The 17,414-nt window shown below is 61.0% G+C and carries 15 protein-coding genes; 6 read left to right on the top strand and 9 right to left on the bottom strand.

What is annotated here, in order from left to right:
- Window positions 1-7: 7 nt before the first annotated feature.
- From ACA067_RS16030 to gloB, 7 genes are all read right to left on the bottom strand, one after another.
- Entirely contained in the window at window positions 8-1,618 is a 1,611-nt protein-coding gene (locus tag ACA067_RS16030; RefSeq protein ID WP_497462655.1) for an ABC transporter ATP-binding protein, read from the bottom strand.
- Between the two features lies 1 nt (window position 1,619).
- Window positions 1,620-2,639: an ABC transporter permease gene (locus ACA067_RS16025; protein ID WP_150749002.1), complete on the bottom strand. Its 1,020-nt coding sequence runs from the start codon at window positions 2,637-2,639 to the stop codon at window positions 1,620-1,622.
- Between the two features lies 1 nt (window position 2,640).
- Window positions 2,641-3,714, bottom strand: a complete 1,074-nt coding sequence (locus ACA067_RS16020; RefSeq protein ID WP_064677970.1) for a microcin C ABC transporter permease YejB — start codon at window positions 3,712-3,714, stop codon at window positions 2,641-2,643.
- A 3-nt stretch (window positions 3,715-3,717) separates the two neighbouring features.
- Complete coding sequence (locus ACA067_RS16015; protein ID WP_497462654.1) at window positions 3,718-5,559, bottom strand: extracellular solute-binding protein; 1,842 nt, start codon at window positions 5,557-5,559, stop codon at window positions 3,718-3,720.
- On the bottom strand, window positions 5,556-7,370 hold the full coding sequence (locus tag ACA067_RS16010) for an extracellular solute-binding protein (protein ID WP_497462786.1): 1,815 nt from the start codon (window positions 7,368-7,370) through the stop codon (window positions 5,556-5,558). The genes ACA067_RS16015 and ACA067_RS16010 overlap by 4 nt, the downstream gene beginning before the upstream one ends.
- 177 nt (window positions 7,371-7,547) lie before the next feature.
- Entirely contained in the window at window positions 7,548-8,978 is a 1,431-nt protein-coding gene (locus tag ACA067_RS16005; protein ID WP_497462653.1) for a transglycosylase SLT domain-containing protein, read from the bottom strand.
- 99 nt (window positions 8,979-9,077) lie between these two features.
- Window positions 9,078-9,845 carry a hydroxyacylglutathione hydrolase gene (gloB, locus tag ACA067_RS16000; protein ID WP_497462652.1) on the bottom strand — a complete coding sequence of 256 codons (768 nt, stop codon included), beginning with the start codon at window positions 9,843-9,845 and terminating at the stop codon, window positions 9,078-9,080.
- 66 nt (window positions 9,846-9,911) lie between these two features.
- Between gloB and ACA067_RS15995 the strand changes: the two genes are divergently transcribed.
- The 5 genes from ACA067_RS15995 to ACA067_RS15975 all read left to right on the top strand — a co-directional run bounded on the left by ACA067_RS15995 (window position 9,912) and on the right by ACA067_RS15975 (window position 15,302).
- Window positions 9,912-10,670, top strand: coding sequence for a class I SAM-dependent methyltransferase (locus ACA067_RS15995; protein WP_497462651.1), 759 nt, complete (start codon window positions 9,912-9,914; stop codon window positions 10,668-10,670).
- Window positions 10,671-10,762: 92 nt separating this feature from the next.
- Window positions 10,763-11,215 (top strand): ribonuclease HI, encoded by a 453-nt coding sequence (gene rnhA / locus ACA067_RS15990; protein ID WP_493144845.1) that lies wholly within the window; start codon window positions 10,763-10,765, stop codon window positions 11,213-11,215.
- Between the two features lie 231 nt (window positions 11,216-11,446).
- A complete protein-coding gene (gene dnaQ, locus ACA067_RS15985; protein WP_497462650.1) occupies window positions 11,447-12,205 on the top strand; it encodes a DNA polymerase III subunit epsilon in 759 nt (252 codons plus the stop codon).
- 212 nt (window positions 12,206-12,417) lie between these two features.
- Window positions 12,418-14,673 (top strand): Orn/Lys/Arg family decarboxylase, encoded by a 2,256-nt coding sequence (locus ACA067_RS15980; protein ID WP_497462649.1) that lies wholly within the window; start codon window positions 12,418-12,420, stop codon window positions 14,671-14,673.
- Between the two features lie 14 nt (window positions 14,674-14,687).
- Complete coding sequence (locus ACA067_RS15975; protein ID WP_497462648.1) at window positions 14,688-15,302, top strand: GNAT family N-acetyltransferase; 615 nt, start codon at window positions 14,688-14,690, stop codon at window positions 15,300-15,302.
- Here the strand turns inward: ACA067_RS15975 and ACA067_RS15970 are convergent.
- The gene (locus ACA067_RS15970; RefSeq protein ID WP_497462647.1) at window positions 15,268-16,161 is read right to left on the bottom strand and encodes a LysR family transcriptional regulator; all 894 of its coding nucleotides are present in this window, start codon (window positions 16,159-16,161) and stop codon (window positions 15,268-15,270) included. The two genes, ACA067_RS15975 and ACA067_RS15970, sit on opposite strands and share 35 nt — an antisense overlap.
- A gap of 88 nt (window positions 16,162-16,249) precedes the next feature.
- A complete protein-coding gene (locus ACA067_RS15965) occupies window positions 16,250-16,510 on the bottom strand; it encodes a hypothetical protein (RefSeq protein WP_497462646.1) in 261 nt (86 codons plus the stop codon).
- 174 nt (window positions 16,511-16,684) lie between these two features.
- Here ACA067_RS15965 and ACA067_RS15960 point away from each other — a divergent pair, with 174 nt between their 5' ends.
- Entirely contained in the window at window positions 16,685-17,245 is a 561-nt protein-coding gene (locus ACA067_RS15960; RefSeq protein WP_497462645.1) for an NADPH-dependent FMN reductase, read from the top strand.
- Window positions 17,246-17,414 lie beyond the last annotated feature (169 nt).

Genomic DNA, 17,414 nt, shown 5'->3' with positions numbered 1-17,414 from the left:
TTTCAGGTTATTGCGCAGTGGCTGGGGCCAGGAAAGCGGCTTCCAGCAACTGCTGTGTATACGGATGTTGGGGGGCGGCAAAAATACTTTGCGCGTCTCCCTGTTCGACCACTTGGCCCTGCTTGACCACCATCAGCTGGTGGCTCAGCGCTTTGACGACAGCCAGGTCATGGCTGATAAACAGATACGTCAGGTTGTACTTGGTTTGCAGTGAACGCAAAAGCTCCACCACTTGGCGTTGCACTGTCCGGTCGAGGGCCGAGGTCGGCTCGTCCAGCAGAATCAACGCCGGTTTCAGCACTAATGCCCGGGCAATGGCGATTCTCTGCCGTTGCCCACCGGAAAATTCGTGGGGGTAGCGGTTCCGGGTTTCCGGGTCCAGGCCTACCTCCTTGAGTGCCGCAATAATCGCCAGTTCCTGTTCCGCCTCGGTGCCCATCTTGTGGATGCGCAGGCCTTCGCCGACGATCTGGCTCACGCACATCCGTGGGCTCAGGCTGCCGAACGGGTCCTGGAACACTACCTGCATCTCCCGACGCAGCGGTCGAACCTGTTGCTGCGTCAGGCAGTCTAGCTGCTTGCCTTCAAAACGGATGGTGCCTTTGCTGCCGATCAGCCGCAAAATCGCCAAACCCAGTGTCGACTTGCCGGAACCGCTTTCTCCCACAATCCCCAAGGTCTGGCCTTGAGGCAGGCTGAAATTGATCCCGTCGACCGCCTTGATGTGATCCACGGTCTTTTTCAGCAAGCCTTTCTTGATCGGGAACCAGACTTTCAGGTCCTCGACTTGCAGCAAAGGCGGGCCGATGACATTGCTCGCCGGCGTCCCGCCGGGCTCCGCTGCCAGCAGTTCCCGAGTGTACGGATGCTGCGGCGCGCGGAACAACTCTTCACACGATGCCTGTTCGACGATGCAACCGCGCTGCATGACACATACGCGATGCGCAATTCTTCGCACAAGGTTCAAATCGTGGCTGATCAACAGCAGCGCCATGCCCAGTCGGGCCTGCAGTTCCTTGAGCAATTCGAGGATTTTCAGTTGAACCGTCACGTCCAGCGCGGTGGTCGGTTCGTCGGCGATCAGCAGTTCCGGCTCGTTGGCCAGGGCCATGGCGATCATCACCCGTTGGCGCTGGCCGCCGGACAATTCATGGGGCAGGGCCTTGAGGCGCTTCTCAGGCTCCGGGATGCCGACCATCTCCAGCAATTCCAGGGTGCGTTTGGTCGCTACTTTGCCGATCAGGCCCTTGTGGATGCCCAGCACCTCGTTGATCTGCTTCTCGATCGAGTGCAGCGGATTGAGCGAGGTCATCGGCTCCTGGAAGATCATCGCGATCCGGTTGCCACGGATGTGGCGGATGGTTTTTTCTTTCAGATCCAGCAGGTTTCGCCCGGAATACTCGATGGTACCGGACGGATGCCGGGCGAGCGGGTAGGGCAGCAGGCGCAGGATCGAGTGTGCTGTCACCGATTTGCCTGAGCCGCTTTCGCCGACCAGGGCCAGGGTTTCGCCGCGCTTGATGTCGAAGCTGACGCCTTCGACCACCCGCTGAACACGCTCGCCGACGACAAATTCGACGGCCAGGTCGCGCACTTCGATCAGATTGTCCTGATTCATTTCACTTCCTCGGGTCGAAGGCATCGCGAGCGGACTCGCCGATAAACACCAGCAAACTCAACATCAACGCCAGCACCGCAAACGCGCTCATGCCCAGCCACGGCGCCTGCAGGTTGGATTTGCCCTGGGCCACCAGTTCGCCCAGGGACGGCGCACCCGGCGGCAAACCGAAGCCCAGGAAGTCGAGGGCGGTCAGGGTGCCGATGGCGCCGGTCAGGATGAACGGCATGAAGGTCATGGTCGAGACCATGGCATTGGGCAAGATGTGGCGGAACATGATCGCACCATTCTGCATCCCCAGCGCCCGGGCCGCACGCACGTATTCAAGGTTGCGCCCGCGCAGGAATTCGGCGCGCACCACGTCCACCAGGCTCATCCACGAGAACAGCAGCATGATCCCCAGCAGCCACCAGAAGTTCGGCTGGACGAAACTGGCGAGGATGATCAGCAGGTACAGCACCGGCAACCCGGACCAGATCTCGAGGAAACGCTGCCCGGCCAGGTCGACCCAGCCGCCGTAGAAGCCCTGCAAGGCCCCGGCGATGACGCCGATGATCGAGCTGAGAATGGTCAGGGTCAGGGCGAACAGCACCGAGATCCGGAAGCCGTAAATCACCCGGGCCAATACATCGCGGCCCTGGTCGTCGGTGCCCAGCAGGTTGTCGGTCGAGGGCGGCGCGGGAGCCGGGACTTTCAGGTCGTAGTTGATGCTCTGGTAGCTGTAGGGGATCGGCGCCCACAGCACCCAGGCGTCCTTGGCCTTGAGCAGTTCGCGGATGTACGGGCTCTTGTAGTTGGCTTCCAGCGGGAATTCGCCGCCGAACGCGGTTTCCGGGTAGCGTTTGAGCGCCGGGAAGTACCAGCCGTCGTCGTAGTGCACCACCAGCGGTTTGTCGTTGGCGATCAGCTCGGCGCCGAGGCTCAGGCCGAACAGCAGCAGAAACAGCCACAGCGACCACCAGCCACGCTTGTTGGCCTTGAACAGTTCGAAACGTCGGCGATTGAGAGGGGACAGGTTCATCTCAATGCTCCCGGCTTTCGAAGTCGATGCGCGGATCGACGAAGGTGTAGGTGAGGTCGCCGATCAGCTTCACCACCAGCCCCAGCAGGGTGAAGATGAACAGTGTGCCGAAGACCACCGGGTAGTCGCGGTTGATCGCCGCTTCAAAACTCATCAGCCCGAGGCCGTCGAGGGAGAAGATCACTTCCACCAGCAAGGAACCGGTGAAGAAGATACCAATGAACGCCGACGGAAACCCGGCGATCACCAGCAGCATGGCATTGCGGAACACGTGGCCGTAGAGCACGCGGTGGTTGGTCAGGCCCTTGGCCTTGGCGGTGACGACGTACTGTTTGTTGATTTCGTCGAGGAAGCTGTTCTTGGTCAGCAGGGTCATGGTCGCGAAGTTGCCGATCACCAGTGCGGTCACCGGTAAGGCCAGGTGCCAGAAGTAGTCGAGGATCTTGCCGCCCATGCTCAACTCGTCGAAATTGTTCGAGGTCAGCCCGCGCAACGGGAACCAGTCAAGGTAGCTGCCACCGGCGAACAGCACGATCAGCAGGATGGCGAACAGGAACGCCGGGATCGCGTAGCCGACGATGATCAATGAGCTGGTCCAGACGTCGAAGTGGCTGCCGTGGCGCGTGGCCTTGGCGATTCCCAGGGGGATCGACACCAGGTACATGATCAGCGTGCTCCACAACCCGAGGGAGATCGATACCGGCATCTTCTCCTTGATGAGGTCGATGACCTTGGCGTCGCGGAAGAAGCTGTCGCCGAAATCCAGGGTGGCGTAGTTCTTGATCATGATCCACAAGCGTTCCGGCGCCGATTTATCGAAGCCGTACATGTGCTCGATTTCCTTGACCAGCGCCGGGTCCAGGCCTTGCGCCCCACGATAGGCCGAACCGGCCACCGAGACTTCGGCACCACCGCCGGCGATGCGGCTGGTGGCGCCTTCGAAGCCTTCGAGCTTGGCGATCATCTGTTCCACCGGCCCGCCGGGGGCGGCCTGGATGATCACGAAGTTGATCAGCAAAATGCCGAGCAAGGTGGGGATGATCAGCAGCAGTCGCCGAAAAATATACGCCAGCATCTGTTACTCCGTGCCCGCAGGGTCGGCTTGCAGTTTGGTTTCGATTTCTAACGCAGGTTTGGCGTCGGGCTTGATCCACCAGGTGGTGATGCCGACATCGTACTTGGGTGAGATGGCCGGGTGGCCGATGTGATTCCAGTAGGCCACGCGCCAGGTCTTGATGTGCCAGTTGGGGATCACGTAGTAGCCCCATTGCAGCACCCGGTCCAGTGCGCGGGCATGGGCCACCAGGCTTTGCCGCGAGTCGGCGTTGATCAGCTGCTCGACCAGCTGGTCCACCACCGGGTCTTTCAGGCCCATGGAGTTGCGGCTGCCGGGTTTGTCGGCGGCGGCGGCCATCCAGAACTCGCGCTGTTCGTTGCCCGGTGAGTTGGACTGCGGGAAGCTGCCGACGATCATGTCGAAGTCCCGCGAGCGCACCCGGTTGATGTACTGCGAGACGTCGACCCGGCGGATCATCAGGTCGATGCCCAGATCGCTGAGGTTGCGCTTGAACGGCAGCAGCACCCGCTCGAATTCGGTCTGGGCCAGCAGGAATTCGATGGTCACCGGTTTGCCGGTGGCGTCGGCCATCTTGTCGTCGACGATGCGCCAGCCGGCCTCTTGCAACAGTTGATAAGCCTTGCGTTGCTGGGCGCGGATCATGCCGCTGCCGTCGGTGACCGGGTTCTGGAACGACTCGCTGAACACTTGCTCGGGGATCTTGCCGCGGAACGGGTCGAGAATCGCCAGCTGATCGGCGTCCGGCAGGCCGCTGGCGGCCATTTCCGAGTTTTCGAAATAACTGCGGGTGCGCGCGTAGGCGCCGTTGAACAGTTGCTTGTTGGTCCATTCGAAGTCCAGCAACAGGGTCAGGGCCTGGCGCACGCGCAGGTCCTGGAACACCGGGCGCCGCAGATTGAACACAAAGCCTTGCATGCCGGTGGGGTTGCCGTTGGGGATTTGTTCCTTGATCAACCTGCCCTCGGTGACGGCCGGGATGTTGTAGGCGTTGGCCCAGTTCTTCGCGGCCATCTCCAGCCAGTAATCGAACTGACCGGCCTTGAGTGCTTCGAGGGCCACGGTGTTGTCGCGGTAATAGTCGGTGGTCATGACGTCGAAGTTGTAGAACCCGCGATTGACCGGCAGGTCCTTGCCCCAGTAATCCTTGACCCGCTCATAGCGCACCGAGCGCCCGGCCTTCACTTCGCTGACCTTGTACGGACCGCTGCCCAGCGGCAGTTCCAGGTTGCCCTTGTTGAAGTCGCGGCTGGCCCACCAATGCTTGGGCAGTACCGGCAACTGGCCGAGGATCAGCGGCAGTTCGCGGTTGTTGTTGTGCTTGAATTTGAACAGCACCTTGAGCGGGTCTTCGGCGACCACTTCGGCGACGTCGCTGTAGTAACCGCGGTAAAGCGGAGCGCCGTCCCTGGTCAGGGTCTCGAAGCTGAACACCACGTCTTCGGCACGGATCGGATGGCCGTCGTGGAAGTGCGCTTCGGGGCGCAGGTAAAAGCGCACCCAGCTGTTGTCCGAGGCTTTCTCGATCTTGCCGGCGACCAGCCCGTACTCGGTGAACGGTTCGTCCAGGCCCTGCTTCGCCAGGGTGTCGTAGATCATGCCGATGTCGTCGGCCGGTACACCCTTGCCGATGAACGGGTTGAGGCTGTCGAAGCCGCCGAACCCGGCCTGGCGGAATATCCCGCCCTTGGGCGCATCGGGGTTCACGTAATCGAAATGCTGGAAGTCGGCCGGGTATTTCGGCGGCTCGTTGTACAAGGTCAGGGCATGTTGCGGGGCGGCGCAGGCCAGCCCGGCGAACAACAGGCCGCTGGCGTGCAATAGCAGGGCACGGACGGGTTTCATCGATCCTTCTCCGAAGATTTCAGCCACCACGCGCTCAAACCCAGGGTGTAGGGCGGCGTGGTGACAAAGGCGAACCGGTTGCGGTAGGCCAGGCGGTGATAATTGAGGTACCAGTTGGGAATGATGTAGTGCTGCCACAGCAACACCCGGTCCAGCGCCTTGCCGGCGGCGACCTGTTCGTCGCGGGTCTGGGCGGCGAGCAAGTGTTCGAGCAGGTGGTCGACCACCGGATTGGCGATGCCCGCGTAGTTTTTGCTGCCCTTGACCCCGACCTGGCTGGAATGGAAGTACTGCCATTGCTCCAGGCCGGGGCTGAGGGTCTGGTTCAGGGTCAACAGGATCATGTCGAAATCGAACTGATCGAGGCGTTGTTTGTACTGGGCGCGATCGACCGTGCGCAGCCGGGCGTCGATGCCGATACTGACCAGGTTTTCGATGTAAGGTTGAAGGATGCGTTCCAGATTGGGATTGACCAGCAGGATCTCCAGGCGCATCGGTTGCCCGGCGGCGTTCTGCAGTCGTTGGCCATTGAGCTTCCAGCCGGCCTCGGCCAGCAGGCCGAGGGCCTTGCGCAGGGTGTCCCGGGGAATGCCGCGGCCCTGGGTCTGCGGCAGGCTGAACGGCTCGGTGAGCAGCCTGGCGGGTAACTGCTCGCGATACGGCTTGAGCATCAGCCACTCATGGCCGACTGGCAGGCCCGTGGCCGAGAACTCGCTGTTGGGGTAGTAGCTCAGGGCGCGCTGGTAGGCGCCGCCGAACAGCGTGCGGTTGGTCCACTCGAAGTCGAACATCAGCCCCAAGGCTTCACGGACCCTGGCCTCGGAGAAGGTCGGGCGCCGGCTGTTCATGAACAGGCCCTGGGTCTGGGTCGGGATCTGGTGCGGGATCTGCGCCTTGATCACGTCGCCGCGGCGCACCGCCGGGAAGTTGTAGCCGTTTTCCCAGTTCTTCGCCTGGTGTTCGATATAGATGTCGAACTCGCCGGCCTTGAAGGCTTCGAACGCGACGTCGCTGTCACGGTAGAACTCGACTTCCATGCGGTCGACGTTGTACTTGCCGCGATTGACCGGCAGGTCCTTGCCCCAGTAATCCTTGACCCGTTCGAACACGATCTGCCGCCCGGGCGTTACCGAAGTAATGCGATAGGGTCCGCTGCCCAGGGGCGGTTCGAAGGTGGTGGCCTTGAAGTCGCGACCCTTCCAGTAGTGCTGCGCCAGCACCGGCAACTCGCCCAGGCGCAGGATTAGCAAGGGATTGCCGGCGCGCTTGAAGACGAAGCGGATCCGATGCGGGTTGAGGATGTCGACCCGCGACACTTCCTGAAGATTGGTGCGGTATTGCGGGTGGCCTTCCTTGAGCAGCAGGCGGTAGGAAAACGCCACGTCGTAGGCGGTAATCGGCGAGCCATCATGGAACCGCGCTTCCGGGCGCAGGTTGAACACCACCCAGCTGCGGTCCTCGTTGTACTCCACCGATTGGGCGATCAGGCCATAACTGGACGTCGGCTCGTCGCCGGACGGTGCGTACTGGCCGGTGCCGACCATCAAGGGTTCGTTGAGCTCGTTGATGCCGTACTGCAGGAAATTGGGGGTCGAAACCGGGCTTGAACCTTTGAAGGTGTAGGGGTTGAGCGTATCGAAGGTGCCAAACGCCATCACCCGCAAGGTACCGCCCTTGGGCGCTTGCGGGTTGACCCAGTCGAAGTGGGTAAATCTGGCCGGGTACTTGAGCGTGCCGAACTGCGCATAACCATGGCTTTCGCTGATCGTCGCGCTTGCGGTGGAGCTCAAGGCCAGGCTGATCAGGAACAGGAGGAGGGGACGCTTCAAGTCAGAGATCCGATCCAGGCGGCTTGGGCTTTGTGGGCCGTACAGTAACAGCTTGTCTGGGCAGGAAAAAGACGGGGATTTAATGCGCGGTTAATTGCTGGGGATAAAGGCCATCCTTGAAACAACAGGCAAAAAAAAGCCCCTATGCAGGGGCTGGTTTTAACGAGGCGAAGCCACCGTCAACATCTGTCCCGGCTTCAGCGCCTGGCCGATCCGAGGGTTCCAGCGCTTGAGGTGCTGCATTTCAACATTGAAACGCTTGGCCACCATGTACAGCGAATCGCCTTGCTTGACCTTGTACCGGGTCTGCTGCTTCTTGCTGGTGGCCGCCACCACGGTGTTGACGCGCCCGGCGCTGCGCTTGGTGGTGTCCTGCATGACCAGGGTCTGACCGGCCTTGAGATTCTTGCCGGTCAGTTTGTTCCAGCGCTGCAGGTCCTTGACGTCGACCTTGTTGGCCTTGGCGATGGTGCCCAGGTTGTCGCCGCGCTTGACCCGGTAGGAACGCTTGACGCCGGCCACGGCGGGGCTGTCGGCACCCTCGAACACCGGCTTGAGGGGTTTTTTGCTGATCAACTCGTCAGGCCGCATGGTCGACAGGTTGGTGGTCAGCAGCTGCGCCTTGGACGTCGGCACCAGCAGATGCTGGGGGCCATCGATGGTGGTGCGTTGTTTGAACGCGGGGTTGAGCTGGAACAGTTCGTCTTCGTCGATGTTGGCCACCGCGGCAACCTTGGACAGGTCCATGCGCTGGTTGATTTCGACGACCTGGAAGTAGGGTTCGTTGGCGATCGGGTTGAGGTTCACGCCGTAGGCGTCCGGTGCCAGTACCACCTGCGACAGCGCCAGCAGCTTCGGCACGTAGGCCTGGGTTTCGGCCGGCAGTGGCAGGTTCCAGTAATCGGTCGGCAGGCCCAGCTTTTCGTTGCGCTCGATCGCCCGGCTGACGGTGCCTTCGCCGGCGTTGTAGGCCGCCAGGGCCAGCAACCAGTCACCGTTGAACATGTCATGCAGGCGGGTCAGGTAGTCCATCGCCGCCGTGGTCGAGGCGGTGATATCGCGCCGGCCATCGTAGAAGCGGGTCTGACGCAGGTTGAAGTAGCGGCCGGTGGAAGGGATGAATTGCCACAGACCCACCGCGTTGGCCCGGGAATAGGCCATCGGGTTGTAGGCGCTTTCAATCACTGGCAGCAGCGCCAGCTCCAGCGGCATGTTGCGTTCTTCGAGGCGTTCGACGATGTAATGGATGTACAGGCTGCCGCGTTCGCCGGCGTTTTCCAGGAAGGAGGGGTTGCTGGCGAACCACAGGCGCTGTTGCTCGATACGCGGGTTGACGCCGACGGTGTCCTGCAGCTGGAAGCCCTGGCGCATGCGCTCCCAGACATCCTGGGGTATTTGCGGGGTTGGTTTTACGCTGAGCAGCACTGGCTTTGGCTTGGCTCGAGCGGCGAGATTCGGCGTGTGTGTCGCGTCGGTCTGCGGCACATGGCTGGAACAGCCCGCCAGGGTGGCGGACACAGCCACCGCGATGGCTTGAGCCAGGCGGGTCAATGCGTCTGTATTGATGGCTTTGCGAATGGATGACGACATTGGCTGGAAGTAAGTTCCGGGCAAAAATGTCGGAGGATTCTAGAAAGCGTACCCCCCTAGGTCAACCATTCAGAATTTTTGTACCATCGGCAAGGCGGCTTAGAACTTATCTTTCCAAGCGCGAAGAGCAGCAAAGACCGTACTCGGAGCCCGGTCATGAGTTCCGTTCCGTTCGTCCACTTTTTCTTTAACGGATGTTTCTCCGGTACGTAAAAACGGATTGGTGAGCTTTTCCAGGGCCAATGTCGACGGCAGGGTGATGATCCCGGCTTCCCGTTGCCCGGTGACGGTGGCCAGCCGTTCGGCGATATCCGGGTTGCCCGGTTCGACCGCGATGGCGAAGCGCAGATTGCTCAGGGTGTATTCATGACCGCAGTAGACTCGCGTATCGTCGGGAAGGGCCGCGAGGCGTGTCAGCGAACTGTGCATTTGCTCAGGCGTACCTTCGAACAGGCGCCCGCATCCTGCGGCGAACAGGGTGTCACCGCTAAACAGCAGGCCCTGGTGATAAAGGGCGATGTGCCCCAGCGTATGGCCAGGGATTGCGATGACCTCGAAGTCACAGCCCAGCACGCTGAAGCGGTCGCCGTCCTTGAGGGCGACGTCCCGGGCCGGGATGTTTTCACTGGCCGGGCCATAGACGGTCGCGTCTGTCGCTTTTTTGAGCTGTTCGACGCCGCCGACATGGTCATGATGATGGTGAGTGATCAGAATATCGCTCAGTACCCATTCCGGATGCGCCGCGAGCCAGGCCTGGACCGGCCCGGCATCCCCCGGATCGACGACCGCACAGCGCCGGGTGTGGTGGTCTTGTAACAACCAGATGTAGTTGTCGGTGAAGGCGGGCAGGGCACTGATCTGTATCATCGTCGGATTCGCCAAGCGGAAAACAATGGCGCATCTTAGAACTTCCTGGCGCTTTGGAGAAATGCAATGACCGATAAAGCGTTCGCTCAGGCCGATCCTGAGTGGCTGACGTTGATCAGCGCGGCCCGTGAATGGCTGTCCGGCCCGATCGGGCAATTTCTGCTGGACGAAGAGCGCCTCATGCTCGAAGACGAGCTGGGGCGCTTCTTCGGCGGCTACCTGGTGCATTACGGTCCGTCGGCCCAGACACCGCCGTCGGCGCCGCAGGTGCAGCGCAATGTGCGGCTCGGCGCGCCGTTGCCGGGGGTCGAGATCGTCTGCGAAGAGCAGGCTTGGCCATTGAGCGAGCATGCCGCCGATGTGGTGGTGCTGCAACACGGGCTGGATTTCTGCCTGTCGCCTCACGGTCTGCTGCGCGAAGCCGCCAGCAGCGTGCGCCCCGGCGGTCATCTGCTGATCGTCGGGATCAACCCCTGGAGCACCTGGGGCTTGCGCCATGTATTCGCTCACGATGGCTTGCGCAAGGCGCGCTGCATTTCCCCGTTCAGGGTCGGTGACTGGCTGAACCTGCTGGGCTTTGCGCTGGAGAAACGCCGCTTCGGATGCTATCGTCCGCCGCTGGCGTCCCCCGCCTGGCAGGCCCGCCTGGCCGGTTGGGAGCGCAAGGCCGGTGACTGGCAACTGTCGGGTGGCGGCTTCTATCTCCTGGTCGCGCGCAAGATCGTGGTAGGCCTGCGGCCGCTGCGTCAGGAGCGGCGCGAACCGATGGGCAAGCTGATTCCGTTGCCGATGGCCAAGGTCAACCGTCGCCGCGTCGAGCCGTAATACACATTCATATTCCCGGTCGGGTTTGTCCCGGCCTCGGGCATCGTCGGTCATGGATCGGCGGGCCAACCGCATTTTCTGGATAGATTGGCATGAGCGATAGCGTAGAACTCTTCACCGACGGCGCCTGCAAAGGCAATCCTGGCCCTGGCGGCTGGGGCGCATTGCTGGTGTGCAAGGGCGTTGAAAAAGAACTCTGGGGCGGCGAAGCCAACACCACCAACAACCGCATGGAACTGATGGGCGCGATCCGCGGCCTGGAAGAACTCAAGCGTTCCTGCGACGTACTGCTGGTCACCGACTCCCAGTACGTGATGAAAGGCATCAACGAGTGGATGGACAACTGGAAAAAGCGCGGCTGGAAGACCGCGGCGAAGGAACCGGTAAAAAACGCCGATCTGTGGAAACTGCTGGATGAGCAGGTCAACCGGCACAAAGTCACCTGGAAATGGGTACGCGGGCATATCGGCCACCATGGCAACGAACGGGCCGACCAGCTGGCCAACCGAGGGGTGGATGAAGTGCGTGGGTACAAGCAGGCCTGATTCAGTTTCTGCCAATACACCGCGTCGCGGCCATCGCGAGCAAGCTCGCTCCCACATTGGATCTCTATCGGGCGCAAATCCCCTGTGGGAGCGAGCTTGCTCGCGATGAACGATGACGCGATTTTGCTGAAAATCCACGGCGTTTGCATCACTTGGCGTGGCGCGCCCGATCCCGCGAGCGTGTTAACATCGCCGCTTTTGTAAGAACGACCCGTTGAGAGCTGAGCACTGATGGCCACCAGATCCGTTGTACTCGATACCGAAACCACCGGCATGCCGGTGACCGATGGCCACCGGATTATCGAAATCGGTTGTGTCGAGTTGATTGGTCGGCGCCTGACGGGCCGACATTTCCACGTTTACCTGCAACCGGATCGCGAGAGTGATGAAGGCGCCATCGGCGTCCACGGCATCACCAACGAATTCCTGGTGGGCAAGCCGCGTTTCACCGAAGTGGCCGACGAGTTCTTTGAGTTCATCAAGGGCGCGCAGCTGATCATCCATAACGCGGCGTTCGACGTTGGCTTCATCAACAACGAATTTGCCCTGATGGGCCAGCACGATCGCGCGGACATCACGCAACACTGCTCGATCCTCGATACCCTGATGATGGCCCGGGAGCGTCACCCCGGGCAGCGCAACAGCCTCGATGCCTTGTGCAAACGCTACGACGTCGATAACTCCGGCCGTGAACTGCACGGCGCCTTGCTCGACTCCGAGATCCTTGCCGACGTCTACCTGACCATGACCGGCGGCCAGACCAGCCTGTCCCTGGCCGGTAATGCTTCCGATGGCAACGGTTCCGGTGAAGGCGCGGACAACTCGGCCACTGAAATCCGCCGTTTGCCGGCCGACCGTCAACCGACGCGCGTCATTCGCGCCAGTGAAGACGACCTGGCCCAGCACATTGCGCGCCTCGAAGCCATCGCCAAGTCCGCTGGTGCGCCGTCGTTGTGGCAGCAACTGGCGGAGGCCAAGGCTCAGGCGTAGGGGTGGCGTAGGCCCGAAAAGATCGCAGCCTCGTTTTCACTTGTAGGAGCTGTCGAGTGAAACGAGGCTGCGATCTTTTGATCTTCAATACCGCACCGCTGGAATGCGCCCAATGACCCATTTCAGGGCGCCGCACTCGCCACATCCGCTCCAACCCTCTACCCTGACGGTATTGGCAGGCCACGGCCCGCCGCCTCAGGACACTGAGCCTCATGTATAAAGATTTGAAATTCCCGGTCCTGATCGTCCACCGCGACATCAAGGCCGACACCGTCGCCGGTGACCGTGTGCGGGGTATTGCCCGGGAGCTGGAGCAGGAAGGCTTCAGCATTCTCGGCGCCGTGGATTATACCGAAGGGCGTCTCGTCGCCTCGACTCATCACGGTCTCTCGTGCATGTTGATCGCCGCTGAGGACGCCAGCACCGACTCGCATCTGCTGCACAACATGGCCGAGCTGATCGGCCTGGCGCGAGTGCGTGCGCCGGACCTGCCGATTTTCGCCCTGGGTGAACAGGTGACCCTGGAGAACGCCCCGGCCGATGCCATGGCTGAACTCAATCAACTGCGCGGCATTCTGTACCTGTTCGAAGACACCGTGCCGTTCCTCGCCCGTCAGGTGGCTCGCGCCGCGCGCAAATACCTCGATGGCCTGCTGCCACCGTTCTTCAAAGCCCTGGTGCAACACACCGCCGACTCCAATTATTCCTGGCACACGCCCGGTCACGGCGGTGGCGTGGCGTATCACAAGAGTCCGGTCGGACAGGCGTTCCACCAGTTCTTCGGCGAAAACACCCTGCGTTCGGATTTGTCGGTGTCGGTGCCGGAATTGGGTTCGCTGCTCGATCACACCGGCCCCCTGGCAGAAGCGGAGGCCCGTGCCGCCCGCAACTTCGGCGCCGATCACACCTTCTTCGTCATCAATGGCACCTCGACCGCCAATAAGATCGTCTGGCATTCGATGGTCGCCCGGGATGACCTGGTGCTGGTGGATCGCAATTGTCACAAGTCGGTGCTGCATTCGATCATCATGACCGGGGCCATTCCGTTGTACCTGTGCCCGGAGCGCAATGAGCTGGGGATCATCGGCCCGATACCCTTGAGCGAATTCAGCCGCGAATCAATCCAGGCCAAGATCGACGCCAGCCCGCTGACCAAGGGCCGGGCGCCCAGGGTCAAGCTCGCGGTGATCACCAACTCCACCTACGACGGCCTTTGTTACAACGCCGAACTGATCAAACAGAACCTGGGCAACAGCGTCGAGGTCTTGCACTTCGACGAGGCCTGGTACGCCTATGCGGCATTTCATGAGTTTTTCGCCGGGCGCTATGGCATGGGCACTTCCCGCAGTGAAGACAGTCCGCTGGTGTTCACCACCCATTCCACCCACAAGCTGTTGGCAGCGTTCAGCCAGGCCTCGATGATTCACGTCCAGGACGGCGGCGCGCGGCAGCTGGACCGGGATCGCTTCAATGAAGCGTTCATGATGCACATCTCCACCTCGCCGCAGTACAGCATCATCGCGTCCCTGGACGTGGCATCGGCCATGATGGAGGGGCCGGCAGGACGTTCGCTGTTGCAGGAAATGTTCGACGAGGCCCTGAGTTTTCGGCGGGCCCTGGCCAATCTGCGGCAGCACATTGCCGCTGATGACTGGTGGTTTTCGATTTGGCAGCCGCCTTCGGTGGAAGGCATCGACCGTGTCGTCACCGCAGACTGGTTGCTGAAACCCGAGGCCGACTGGCACGGTTTTGGCGGCGTGACTGACGACTACGTATTGCTCGATCCGATCAAGGTCACCCTGGTGATGCCGGGCCTGACCGCAGGCGGAGCCCTCAGCGAGCGCGGAATTCCGGCGGCGGTGGTCAGCAAATTCCTCTGGGAACGTGGCCTGGTCGTCGAAAAGACCGGGCTGTATTCCTTCCTGGTGCTGTTTTCCATGGGCATCACCAAGGGCAAATGGAGCACGCTGCTGACCGAGTTGCTGGAATTCAAGCGCAGCTACGATGCCAATGTCAGTCTCGCCAGCTGCCTGCCGTGCGTGGCGCAAGCGAATGTCGCGCGCTATCAGGGCATGGGGCTGCGCGATCTGTGCGATCAATTGCACGCCTGCTACCGCAGCAACGCCACGGCCAAACACCTCAAGCGCATGTACACCGTGCTGCCGGAAATCGCCATGAAGCCATCCGACGCCTATGATCAGTTGGTGCGTGGCGACGTTGAAGCGGTGTCGATCGATGACCTGGATGGGCGGATCGCCGCTGTGATGCTGGTGCCGTACCCGCCGGGGATTCCGTTGATCATGCCCGGCGAACGTTTTACCGGGTCGACGCGCTCGATTATCGATTACCTGGCGTTTGCCCGTACGTTCGACAGCAGCTTCCCGGGGTTTGTCGTTGATGTGCACGGCTTGCAACACGAAGACGAGGGCAATGGACGGCATTACACCGTCGATTGCATCAAGGAATGAGGACCTTTCCCAGTATGCAACCGGTCATGAATCCGCAGTACCCAGGGCTGTCGGTGCGCGTTGCCGACGATGGTTTTGCCGCTTATATCTGGGGCAGTGATTTCAGTTTTGAAGTCGCGGCCTATGGCGCCGCTGAAATCGGCAAGCCGGTGGAGCGCTGGCTGGTGACGCCTATCACGCCTTACCGCAAGTGTTACGGCATCGATCCCGAGGAATTCAGCAGTTTCCGCGAGGCGACCGACAGCGAGATTTTCATGGCTTATCTCGATGACGAGCCGGTGGGACACCTGGTGGTGAGCACCAATTGGAACGGCTTTGCCCATATCGATGAGTTGGCGGTGCACGCGCCTGCCCGCCGACATGGCGTGGCCAAGGCACTGCTGGATGTGGCGCAGTTCTGGAGTCGCAAGAAAAAACTGCCGGGCATCATGCTCGAAACCCAGAACAATAACCTGGGTGCCTGTCGGCTCTATGAGCGCTGCGGCTTCGTGGTGGGCGGGATCGATCATCTGCGCTATCGCGGTATTGATCCGAACACCGCCGAAGTGGCGCTGTTCTGGTATCGATTGTTCGATAACCCGCTGGAAAATCCGTTTAGCTCGTCAGCATCGCCGCGGCTTGTTCCGTGACGATGTCCAGTAATGCCTGAACGGCCAGCGAGGGTTCGCCGTTTTTCAGAGTCAGGGCATAGAGGCTGATCGGCACCGCGGGCGCCAGCGGGCAAGCGTCGAGCCCGGTCGACCTGGCCCCGAGAGCGGTAAACGGGTCGACAATCGCCAGGCCTTCGCCGGCCTCGACCATGCTGCGCATCATCTGATGAGTCTGGACCCGGGTGTGGAACACTGGGGCAGGGCGCAGCGCGTGTAGTTTGTGGTCGAGCGCCGGGCTCAACGGATCATGACCTTCCAGCCCCACCATCGATTGCCCCGCCAGGTCTTGCAGCGAGATGTACTTCTGTTTCGGTTGCAACCAGCCATGGGGGGCGAGCAGTTGAAGTTTGCCCTGGGCGATCACCTGGCAATGGATGTCGGCGTGATCGGGATCGTGCAGGCTCAGGCCCAGATCGCTTTCGCGTAGCAACAGGCTTCTGACGATCTCGCGGGTGGGCTGGCTCAGCAGGCTGCAAGGCGCGTCGGGCAGGCGCTTGCGCAAAGTTGCAATGCTCTGCGGCAACAGTTGTTGTGCCAGGGGCGGGGTGCAGATGATTCGCAGGGGCGGGGCTTGATAGTGCTTGAGGCTGCTGGCCAGGCGCTGGACCGGCTCGAGTGCGTCATAGACGTGGGCGATTTCAACCTGCAGCGCCCGCGCCTCGCGCGTGGCCTGCAGGCGTCCACGCACGCTGGAAAACAGCATGAAACCCAACTGCTCCTCGGCATCGCGCAGAATGCGTTCAACCTCGGCCACCGGCAACTGCAGCCATTCGGCGGCGGTACCCAGGTGACCGGTCTGCAAGAGCGCCTGGATCACTTCGATATGACGTAAACGCATGCGTGAAGTCCATGTTCGGCAGGTGAGGGAGTCAGTGACTGAATCCTAACTCAAGTGCGCGCATATGACTTCCGCTCATAACGGCAGGTTATGAGGCAACGGTGGTTTCCGGCAGCTGGCCGACATAAGTGTCAGGTTCGCGCGTGATAGTGACGTCCGATTGAATCAGCTGAAACCGGTTGTCATCGAGTTTTTTCATTCGATCGCCAATGGCCAGCTTATAGGTGGTGACAGGCACCGAGCCGGTAAGACCGTCTGCCGACGGGGTGGAGTCCTGGAACTCATGCACTAGATAAACGCGGCCTTCCGCGTCTCTTGCATGGAACTGACCGACGAGTACTGCTGCCATCTGCTTAGAACCTCTGGAGATAAATCACGCAATGTGCGGGTCTGTAGACCTTGGTTGGGTGAGGTAAGTTTTCCTGCTGGAAAAAAATAGTCAGGGGCAATGTTTTAGTCGCCCACTGCTTGAATCGTCATCTATAACTAGTAGCTCTTTCTATCGGATAGTCGAGAATTTTCCATGAGCAATGTCTACACGATCGCCGTACTGGTCGGCAGCTTGAGAAAGGAATCGCTCAATCGCAAGGTCGCGCTGGCCCTGGCCGATCTGGCGCCGGCGAATCTCAAGCTGAACATCATCGAAATCGGCGACCTGCCGCTCTACAACGAAGATATCGATGGCGCTTCACCGCCGGCAGCCTACAGCACTTTCCGACAACAAGTGAGCTCATCCGACGCATTGCTGTTCGTGACCCCCGAATACAACCGTTCGGTGCCGGCGCCATTGAAGAATGCGATCGACGTCGGTTCGCGCCCCTACGGCCAGAGCGCCTGGGGCGGCAAGCCGGGGGCGGTGATCAGCGTTTCACCGGGTGCGGTGGGCGGATTTGGTGCCAACCATCACCTGCGCCAGTCCATGGTGTTCCTCGATGTACCCTGCATGCAGCAGCCGGAAGCCTACTTGAGCGGTGCCGGTTCGGCGTTCGACGAGACGGGTAAGCTGTCCGAGACGGTCAAGCCGTTCCTGCAGAAATTCATCAATGCCTACGGAAAATGGGTAGAACAGCACAAGAAATTGTGACGCCAAATGGACCCTGTGGGAGCGAGCCTGCTCCGGGCGGCGTTCCGACGAAGGCGCTGGTCCATTCACCCTCACAGTGACTGACAGATTGCTTTCGCGAGCAGGCTCGCTCCCACATGGATTACCCTGTGCTGGCCAATCGGCTACAGATCATCCTTTCCATTTCCTA

This window comes from Pseudomonas sp. LBUM1674 (genome assembly GCF_059695635.1).
Note: the sequence above shows the minus strand (reverse complement) of the source record. Positions and strands in the feature narration are given on the sequence as shown.